Genomic DNA, 8,307 nt, shown 5'->3' with positions numbered 1-8,307 from the left:
GCCTTGATGCCGTACCAGCCGCCGAAACATCCCGCCGCCTGAGCTGCGCCTGCGGCGAGCAGAGTCAAAAAAATTCCCGGTTTTCGCGTTGATTTTTCTACCCTTTGATTGATTTATCCTCTATTCTTCAATTTCGTTGTTTCTGAGGAGTGTTCAGCCATGTTGAAGAAGTCAATTCTGGTTCTGGCTGCTGCGCTGGCTGTCGGCGTAGCGTATGCGCAAGATACATTGAAGAAGGTCAAGGATTCCGGCACCATCACCATGGGCGTTCGCGAATCGTCCGGAGTGCTGTCCTACACGCTCGGCGGTTCCAAGTACGTCGGCTATCACGTCGCGATCTGCGAGAAGGCGATCGAGAACATCGAGAAGGCCGTCGGCAAGAAGCTCAACGTACAGTTCCAGCCGGTAACCTCGCAGAACCGCATCCCGCTGATGCAGAACGGCACCATCGACATCGAATGCGGCTCCACCACCAACAACGCCACGCGTCAGAAGGACGTCTCGTTTGCCAACACCACCTTTGTCGAGGAGGTACGCATGGCGGTCAAGGCCAATTCGAGCATCAAGTCGATCGCCGACCTCAAGGGCAAGACGGTGGCCACCACCACCGGCACCACTTCGGTCCAGACATTGCGCAAGAACAAGCGCGCCGAGGGCCTGGAGTTCAAGGAGCTGTTCGGCAAGGATCACTCGGACAGCTTCCTGCTGGTCGAGAGCGGACGCGCCGACGCCTTCGTGATGGACGGCAGTCTTCTGGCCGGCCTGATCGCGCGCAGCAAGAACCCCAAGGACTACAAGATCGTCGGCGAAGTGCTGAGCGTCGAGCCGATCGCCATCATGACGCGCAAGGACGATGCGGCCATGCTCAAGATCGTCAACGCAACGATTGCCGATCTGGTGAAGTCCGGAGAGATCTTCAAGCTCTACGACAAGTGGTTCATGCAGCCCACCGTGCCCAGCGGCGCGGTGGTGAACCTGCCGATGAGCGATGCACTGAGGAACGTGCTCAAACACCCGAACAACCTGCCGGCCGAGGAGTTCGCCAAGAAGGTGGCCTCCTGAGCCGCTGTCGCACATCCCGGAACTTGAGTCGAGTCCGAACTGGAGAAGCCCTTGGGTAACTGGGATTGGCAGGTCTTCTGCAAGAACACCATCGATGGCGAGGTGATGCCCCGCTGCTTCGGCAGCGGCGGCGACATCACTTACCTGCAGTGGATGTTGTCGGCCTGGGGCTGGACGATTTCGGTTTCGCTGCTGGCGCTGATGGTGGCGCTCGTGGTCGGCTCGCTGATGGGCATTCTGCGTACCACGCCGAGCAAGACGCTGGTCTTGATTGGCAACGCCTGGACCGAGCTGTTCCGCAATATCCCGCTGCTGGTCCAGATCTTCCTCTGGTATCACGTGATCCCCTCGCTCTTCTTGCCGCTGCAGCAGGTGCCCAGCTTCCTGCTGGTGGTGTTGGGGCTGGGTTTCTTTACCTCGGCGCGGATTGCCGAGCAGGTCAAGGCCGGCATCGAGTCCCTGTCCAAAGGCCAGCGCTACGCCGGCCTGGCGATAGGCCTGACGCTGCCGCAGACCTATCGCTTCGTGCTGCTGCCGATGGCGTTCCGGATCGTCATCCCGCCGCTGACCAGCGAGTCGATGAACATCATCAAGAATTCGTCGGTCGCCTTCGCGGTGAGCATTTCCGAACTGACGATGTTCGCCATGCAGGCGCAGGAAGAAACGTCGCGCGGGATCGAAATCTATCTGGCGGTGTCGCTGCTGTACTTCCTGTCTGCGTTCGCGGTCAACCGCGTGGCGCTGTTCATCGAGAACCGGGTCCAGGTGCCGGGAATGATCGGGGGGGGCAAGTGATGCTCGAAACCGATTTCGGCTTCCTGTCCTGGAACGTTGTCAGCGGCTTTATTATCAAAGGCTTCATCTTCTCGATCCAGCTCACACTGGCGGCAATGATCGGCGGCATTGCACTGGGCACGGCCTTGGCGCTGATGCGCCTGTCGGGCAAGAAGCCGCTGGTGCTGGTGGCGGCGTTCTACGTCAATACCCTGCGCTCGATTCCGCTGGTGATGGTGATCCTGTGGTTCTTCCTGCTGATCCCCTTGCTGATCGGCCGCCCGATGGGCGCCGAGTTGTCTGCAATCATCACCTTCACCGTGTTTGAGGCGGCCTACTACTCGGAGATCATGCGCGCCGGCATCCAGAGCGTGCCCAAGGGCCAGGTCTACGCCGGCTATGCGGTGGGAATGACCTACGGCCAGACGATGCAGTTGATCGTGCTGCCACAGGCCTTTCGCAACATGCTGCCGGTGTTGCTGACACAGACCATCATCCTGTTCCAGGATACGTCCCTCGTATACGCCATCGGCGCCTACGACCTGCTCAAGGGATTCGAGGTGGCAGGCAAGAACTTCAACCGGCCGGTCGAGATGTACCTGCTGGCGGCAGCAACTTACTTCGTGATCTGCTTCAGCCTGTCGATGCTCGTGCGCCGGCTGCAGAAGAAGATCCAGATCATTCGCTAAACGGAGCCCCCATGACTGTAGAAGAAAAAAAGCCAGTTCGTTCGCCCAGCGAAGCTACCATGATCGAAATCAGGAATGTCTCCAAGTGGTACGGTAGCTTCCAGGTGCTGACCGATTGCAGCACCGTCATCCACAAGGGCGAGGTGGTCGTGGTCTGCGGTCCGTCGGGCTCGGGCAAGTCGACGCTGATCAAGACCGTCAACGCGCTGGAGCCGTTCCAGAAAGGCGATATCGTGGTCAACGGCGTATCGATCGGCGACCCGAAAACCAACCTGCCGAAGATGCGCTCGCACGTCGGCATGGTGTTTCAGAACTTCGAGCTGTTCCCGCACCTGTCGGTGACCGAGAACCTGACTCTGGCGCAGATCAAGGTACTCGGTCGCAGCACCGACGAAGCGAAGACGCGCGGACTGAAGATGCTCGACCGGGTTGGTCTGATGGTGCACAAGGACAAGTTCCCTGGCCAGCTCTCGGGCGGCCAGCAGCAGCGGGTGGCGATAGCCCGGGCTCTTTCCATGGACCCGGTCGTGATGCTGTTCGACGAACCGACCTCGGCGCTGGACCCCGAGATGGTGGGCGAGGTGCTCGACGTGATGGTGCTGCTGGCCAAGGAAGGCATGACGATGATGGTCGTTACGCATGAAATGGGTTTCGCCAAGCGCGTCGCGCACCGGGTGATCTTCATGGACCATGGGCTCATCGTCGAAGACGATAGCAAGGAAGCATTCTTTGCCAACCCTCGTTCCGAGCGGGCGCAACAATTCCTGACCAAGATACTGCAACACTGAAAGCCGCGCTTACCGGCGACCTGCCTTTTCCGCAGGAATGAAACGAGGGCAGGATAACTGCCACATAGTGAATGCCGGGTAGTTCGCTACCCGACATGGCAAGCAGGTCGGGTAACACTACGGACAAAGCGGACCTGAGCGTTCAGGGTCAACACTCGGTTTGTTACTGCTCGTACGATTAGAAATCGTAAAGTTTACGGTCTGTACGGTCGACATTTCACGGAGTGCGGTCGAAGCACGAAAGACCGTTACCGGCCATTATGCACAGTGCCCAGTTATGAACAGTAAACTTTATTAAAGGAGCGGAAAGCCTCGCGGTTACTTGCTTTCTGCGGAGTTGAGCAGCGATATTCTGAGCATAATTTCGGGGAACTTGAGGGTCTGTATTTCCGGAAAGTGGCGAAAATGTGGGCACGCTCTCATTTCGACTCGATCTTTTTCGCAGGAAGGCTGTGGGCCGCATCGCCCAGTGCGCTTGGACAAACGGAAAAATACCGTCCTGGCCCAGTTGCGGCTAGCTCCGTCGACACCAAAATCTTACACACGATTCGGTCCGCCGAAAAAACTAAAATTATGTGTAGCCTGCAAAGCCCGACACCACCATTCAGCATGGGCGCAAGCAGGTTTCCGCGCTCCAAGTGCACATAATTGGGCACTGTGCATAATGACCGTTTTGGAAAGCTCTACATAACGGCCATAACCGGCCGGTGACGAATTTTCTCCAAACCGGCCGTTGGTCGGGCACCCTCACCCGAAAGCAGACATTGGTGAGTAGGTGCTCTATTTCATCACTTTACGGTCCGGAGTGCAGCGTAATCTGCCACTGGCGAACTCCAGCTTTGTGACAATCTAATTATCTGTGGAACGTGAAGCCTAGTCTGAATTCGGCAGCGCGTACCACGCTGCATCCGGTCGCCAGGTAGCCGCCCAGGCCGGCAACTGCTCGGCGGGCATGGGCCTGGAAATGCCGTAGCCTTGCGCCAGCTCGCAGCCCAATTGCAGCAGCGCGCTGCCGTGCGCAACCGTCTCCACCCCTTCGGCAATCACCGCGAGCTTGAACGCGGCCGCCAAGCCAATTACACCTTGCAAAATTGCCATGTCATCAGGGTCGTCGAGCATGTCGCGCACAAAGCTTTGGTCAATCTTCAGCATCGCCACGCGCAGACGCTTGAGGTAAGTGAGTGACGAGTAGCCGGTGCCAAAGTCGTCCAGCGCAAACTTCACGCCAATCTCGGCACAGTCTTCAATCACCTGCGATACCTGCGCCATATCAGCCAGTGCACTGGTTTCCAGCACTTCCAGTTCAATGCAGCCCGGATGCACTTGCGGGTGATTTGCCAGGATGTCTTGCAGGCGCTCGACAAAGTCGCTTTGCTGCAACTGGCGCGCACCGATATTGACGCTGACCGGCAGATCAAGCCCGATGGCGTGCCACACCTCCATTTGGGTCAGGGTGGTGTCAATCACCCATTCGCCCAAGGCCACCGCCAGCGGGTGGTCTTCGATCACGGGCAGGAACGCGGCCGGCGCCAACAGGCCCTGCTCGGGGTGCTGCCAGCGGATCAGCGCTTCGGCACCAATCAACTTGCCGCTGTGCATATTCACCTTGGGCTGGTAGTGCAGCACAAATTCGCCTTGCGCCAGCGCCAGACGGATGCGCTCCAGGCTTTCGTGGTGGCCGCGAACGCTACTGTCCTGCACCGCATCGAAGACGTGGTAGCGGTTCTTGCCCGCTACTTTGGCCTGGTACATGGCCTGGTCGGCCTGGCGCAACAGTTGATCGGCATCGATGTCCTGGGCCTGCGGAAAAAAGGTGACGCCCAGACTGGCCGAGCCCTGAAGGCACAGGTCGCCCACCTGCACCGGCAGTGCGGCGGCCGCCAGCAGCCGGTCGAGCAGCGTTAAGCTGGCCGATGTGTCTTCCAGGTCGATCAGCACCGCCACAAACTCGTCGCCGCCCAGGCGCGCCAGCGTGTCACCCTCGCGCAGCACCTCCTTCATGTGATTGGCCAGGGTAATGAGCACCTGGTCGCCGGTTTCATGGCCGTGGTGGTCATTGATGGCCTTGAAGCCGTCCAGGTCCAAGAATGCTACCGCCAACTGCTGATGTCGCCGCTGCGCCTGCGCCATGGCCTGTTGCAGCCTGTCGGCCAGCAGCACGCGGTTGGGCAGGTTGGTGAGGGCATCAAAATGCGCGATGTGCTCCAACTGGCTATAGTGTGCCTTACGCTCGGTGATGTCACTGTTGGTGCCGATCATGCGAAGCGGCTTGCCATCGGCATCGCGCTCCACTACCATGCCGCGCCCCATCGTCCATTGCCAGCCACCGTCTTTGCACAACATGCGGAACTCAACCGTTGCGGAGCCAGGCTTGCCCTCCATATAGGGCTGAATAGCGGCAAACACGCCCGGCGCGTCTTCGGGGTGTATACGCTTGATCCACTCGTCAGCGGTATCGCCGATTTCCTCTTCGGTATAGCCCAGCATGGCTTTGTAGCGCGGGGAGTAAAAGGCGCGGCCGGTCTGGATATTCCAGTCCCACAGGCCGTCGCCAGCACCTTCGATGGCAAATTTCCAGCGTTGTTCGCTGGCCACCAATGCCGCCTCGGCGTGCTTACGTTCCGTGATGTCGGTGAATGTCACCACCAGGTGAAGGATCTTGCCGCCTTCATCGCGCATAGGATAGGCGCTGCAAAGCCCCCAGGTCGGTTCGGGGCGATCAGGGTGGTGCACACCGACCACATAATTTCGCAAACTTTCACCCGAAGCGGCCACCCGGTTGACCGGGTAATCCTCCAATGCCATCGGAGTTCCATCGTCTTGAAGAAAGCACCAGGCAGGATCCATTGCAGTCTTGCCCAACAACTGGTTCTGGGTCAACCCGAGGAGCGAAGCCGCCATCTCGTTGCAAAACTGGATCGAAGTGTCAGGGTTGTGAAGCACGATTCCGGACGAGAGGTTGTCAAGCAGGGATCGGTATCTTTGCTCGCTGTAATCCAAAGCCTGTTCTACGCGGTATTTCTCGGTGACATCGCTGAATACCAGCACAACGCCGACAATCTGATCAGCCGCATCGCGGATCGGTGCGGCACTGTCGGCAATCTGATATTCGCGGCCATCACGCGAGAGCAGCGCGGTGTGGTTGGCCAGGCCTACCACTTCACCTCGCTCCATCACCTTCTGCACCGGGTTGACCGCAGCCAGACGCGTCTGGGCGTTGATGATGCGAAACACCTCGCTCAGGGGCTGGCCGAGCGCATCCTCCAGCTTCCAGGCCGTCAGGCGCTCGGCTGTCGGGTTCATGTGTGTGATGCGTCCGGCCGTGTCGGTAGCAATGACCGCATCGCCAATCGAGTTCAGCGTGATGGCCAGGTGTTGCTGGCTGTCCCTCAGCGCCGCTTCGCGCTGCGTCCAGGTCTGCAGAATGCGGTTGAAGCCCGCCACCAATTGCCCGATCTCGCCTTGCTGCATGCCTGGCAGAGGCTGCGGAATTTGCTTTGAATCGGCCAGCGCCGTCATCGCATCGGCCGTGGCGACCAGTGGGGAGAGTTGGCGTTTCAAAACCCACCAGGTCAATGCGCCGGTCAGCAGTGTTAACAGCAGCGTGGTCAGGAGCATACGCTGCTGCATGCTTTCAATCGGTGCAAAGGCTTCTTGCGCGGGCAGTATGCCCACGACAAACCAGCCCGCCGCTGGAATATCCTTGGCCGCTGACAACTCCAGCACACCCCGTGAACTGACCGCCAGACCAAAGCCTGTGAAGCCTTGCATGTAGCGGTCGTGCATGGCGTTAAGTCCGGGTGCTGGCACCGGCTGCATGATGCGGCTTTTGTCGGTGGCGGTGACAAACAGCTTGTGTTGCGGGGCGATCAGAAAATAGCCGCCTGTTCGGCCATAGCGGCTCTGGGTGATCTTGTCGAGAAAATTGGGTTTACCCAGATTGATCGTGGCCACCAGCGCGCCGACCACGTTGCCCTGTGCATCGTGAATCGGCACCGCCAAACTGAATACCGGCGCGCCCAGTTTTTTGCCCATGACCGGTCGGCCGATCACCGTTTTACCCTCCTTGAGCGAAATCGAAATGTTCTCACGGTCCATGTAATTGGTGCCGACACGACCGCTCGACAGCGGCACGTCGGCAATCACTGTGCCATCGGGCCCAGTGACGACGGTGCCACCGTTGAACAGAACCTCAAGAATCGGACGCTGCGCAAGCCGTGCCTGCAAGGCGGCCGGATTAACCATCAACTGCGCGTCAATTTCTTTGGCAAAAAGTTCCAGCGCCGCCAAGCGGTCACTCAACGCACCATTGACTTCTGCTGCGATGTAGGAAACTGTGGAAAACTGCTGCTCGCCCAGCAGTCGCTCCATATCGGCCCGCAGGCTGCGACTGACGTAGAACGAGAGCGACCAGAGGCCCAGCACAAAAATGACCAGCGTGAAAACGGTGGCGCGGGTTTTAAGGGAGTGCCAGGGGGAGAGTTTTGGCTTCACATTGATCTCAAAACGACTATTTTCTATAGTTTCTTACGCAGTGTTTTTCGGAGGCTAGAGGCACATTAAGTGAATAAAACCTAACTTTCATGCAACGCTGACGCAGCGCCCCTGAGTATGAAGCAATTCAAAATTCGCGACTTGGGTTGCGAGGTTTTTTGCCTTGAATCAGGGTTATTTCACGCTAAGCACGCCGAAGCTAATGATGTGGAATACGCTGGCGTGCTCGCCGCGGGCCTCGCTTGGGGCACCCCGTTTGCATTTTTGAACTCTCCATGGTGGTCGTCTCCGCTAACGTCCCGAAACCAGCTTACTCCTTATGTCTGGCGAAATTGCACATTTCGAGGTCGGTTTTGGAGGAGAGATTTCGGCAAGCTGGCTGACTGCAATCAATCTAAAGCCGACCTTTGCTGCGGTGCCAAGCAATTTCCGCGTTAACGGCTGGTCAAAACAGGTAGCAGCCGCTCAGTATTGAACAGTGGCTGGCTCCATTCGACCCT

6 protein-coding genes are annotated in these 8,307 nt (G+C 58.5%); 5 read left to right on the top strand and 1 reads right to left on the bottom strand.

The annotated features are described in order from the left end of the window. The first annotated feature begins 159 nt into the window (after window positions 1-159). Genes JNM42_RS16225 through JNM42_RS16210 form a run of 4 tightly spaced genes read left to right on the top strand, consistent with a single transcriptional unit; the run spans window position 160 to window position 3,313 of the window. Complete coding sequence (locus JNM42_RS16225) at window positions 160-1,062, top strand: amino acid ABC transporter substrate-binding protein (protein WP_294272523.1); 903 nt, start codon at window positions 160-162, stop codon at window positions 1,060-1,062. Between the two features lie 51 nt (window positions 1,063-1,113). Then, on the top strand, window positions 1,114-1,857 hold the full coding sequence (locus JNM42_RS16220) for an amino acid ABC transporter permease (protein ID WP_294272520.1): 744 nt from the start codon (window positions 1,114-1,116) through the stop codon (window positions 1,855-1,857). After that, a complete protein-coding gene (locus JNM42_RS16215; protein WP_294272517.1) occupies window positions 1,857-2,525 on the top strand; it encodes an amino acid ABC transporter permease in 669 nt (222 codons plus the stop codon). The genes JNM42_RS16220 and JNM42_RS16215 overlap by 1 nt, the downstream gene beginning before the upstream one ends. 59 nt (window positions 2,526-2,584) lie before the next feature. After that, a complete protein-coding gene (locus JNM42_RS16210) occupies window positions 2,585-3,313 on the top strand; it encodes an amino acid ABC transporter ATP-binding protein (protein WP_294272526.1) in 729 nt (242 codons plus the stop codon). Between the two features lie 873 nt (window positions 3,314-4,186). On the opposite strand, the gene JNM42_RS16205 is transcribed toward JNM42_RS16210, so the two are convergent. After that, window positions 4,187-7,807, bottom strand: coding sequence for an EAL domain-containing protein (locus JNM42_RS16205; protein WP_294272515.1), 3,621 nt, complete (start codon window positions 7,805-7,807; stop codon window positions 4,187-4,189). Between the two features lie 319 nt (window positions 7,808-8,126). Here JNM42_RS16205 and JNM42_RS16200 point away from each other — a divergent pair, with 319 nt between their 5' ends. Beyond that, window positions 8,127-8,282: a hypothetical protein gene (locus JNM42_RS16200; RefSeq protein ID WP_294272512.1), complete on the top strand. Its 156-nt coding sequence runs from the start codon at window positions 8,127-8,129 to the stop codon at window positions 8,280-8,282. Window positions 8,283-8,307: the final 25 nt, after the last annotated feature.

Source organism: Propionivibrio sp. (genome assembly GCF_016790145.1).
Lineage (GTDB): Bacteria > Pseudomonadota > Gammaproteobacteria > Burkholderiales > Rhodocyclaceae > Propionivibrio.
Note: the sequence above shows the minus strand (reverse complement) of the source record. Positions and strands in the feature narration are given on the sequence as shown.

What these genes read in the sequence shown, in the direction of transcription:
- JNM42_RS16200 (WP_294272512.1), top strand. Translation starts at nt 8,127, where the DNA reads ATGTCTGGCGAAATTGCACATTTCGAGGTCGGTTTTGGAGGAGAGATT.
- JNM42_RS16225 (WP_294272523.1), top strand. Translation starts at nt 160, where the DNA reads ATGTTGAAGAAGTCAATTCTGGTTCTGGCTGCTGCGCTGGCTGTCGGC.
- JNM42_RS16210 (WP_294272526.1), top strand. Translation starts at nt 2,585, where the DNA reads ATGATCGAAATCAGGAATGTCTCCAAGTGGTACGGTAGCTTCCAGGTG.
- JNM42_RS16215 (WP_294272517.1), top strand. Translation starts at nt 1,857, where the DNA reads ATGCTCGAAACCGATTTCGGCTTCCTGTCCTGGAACGTTGTCAGCGGC.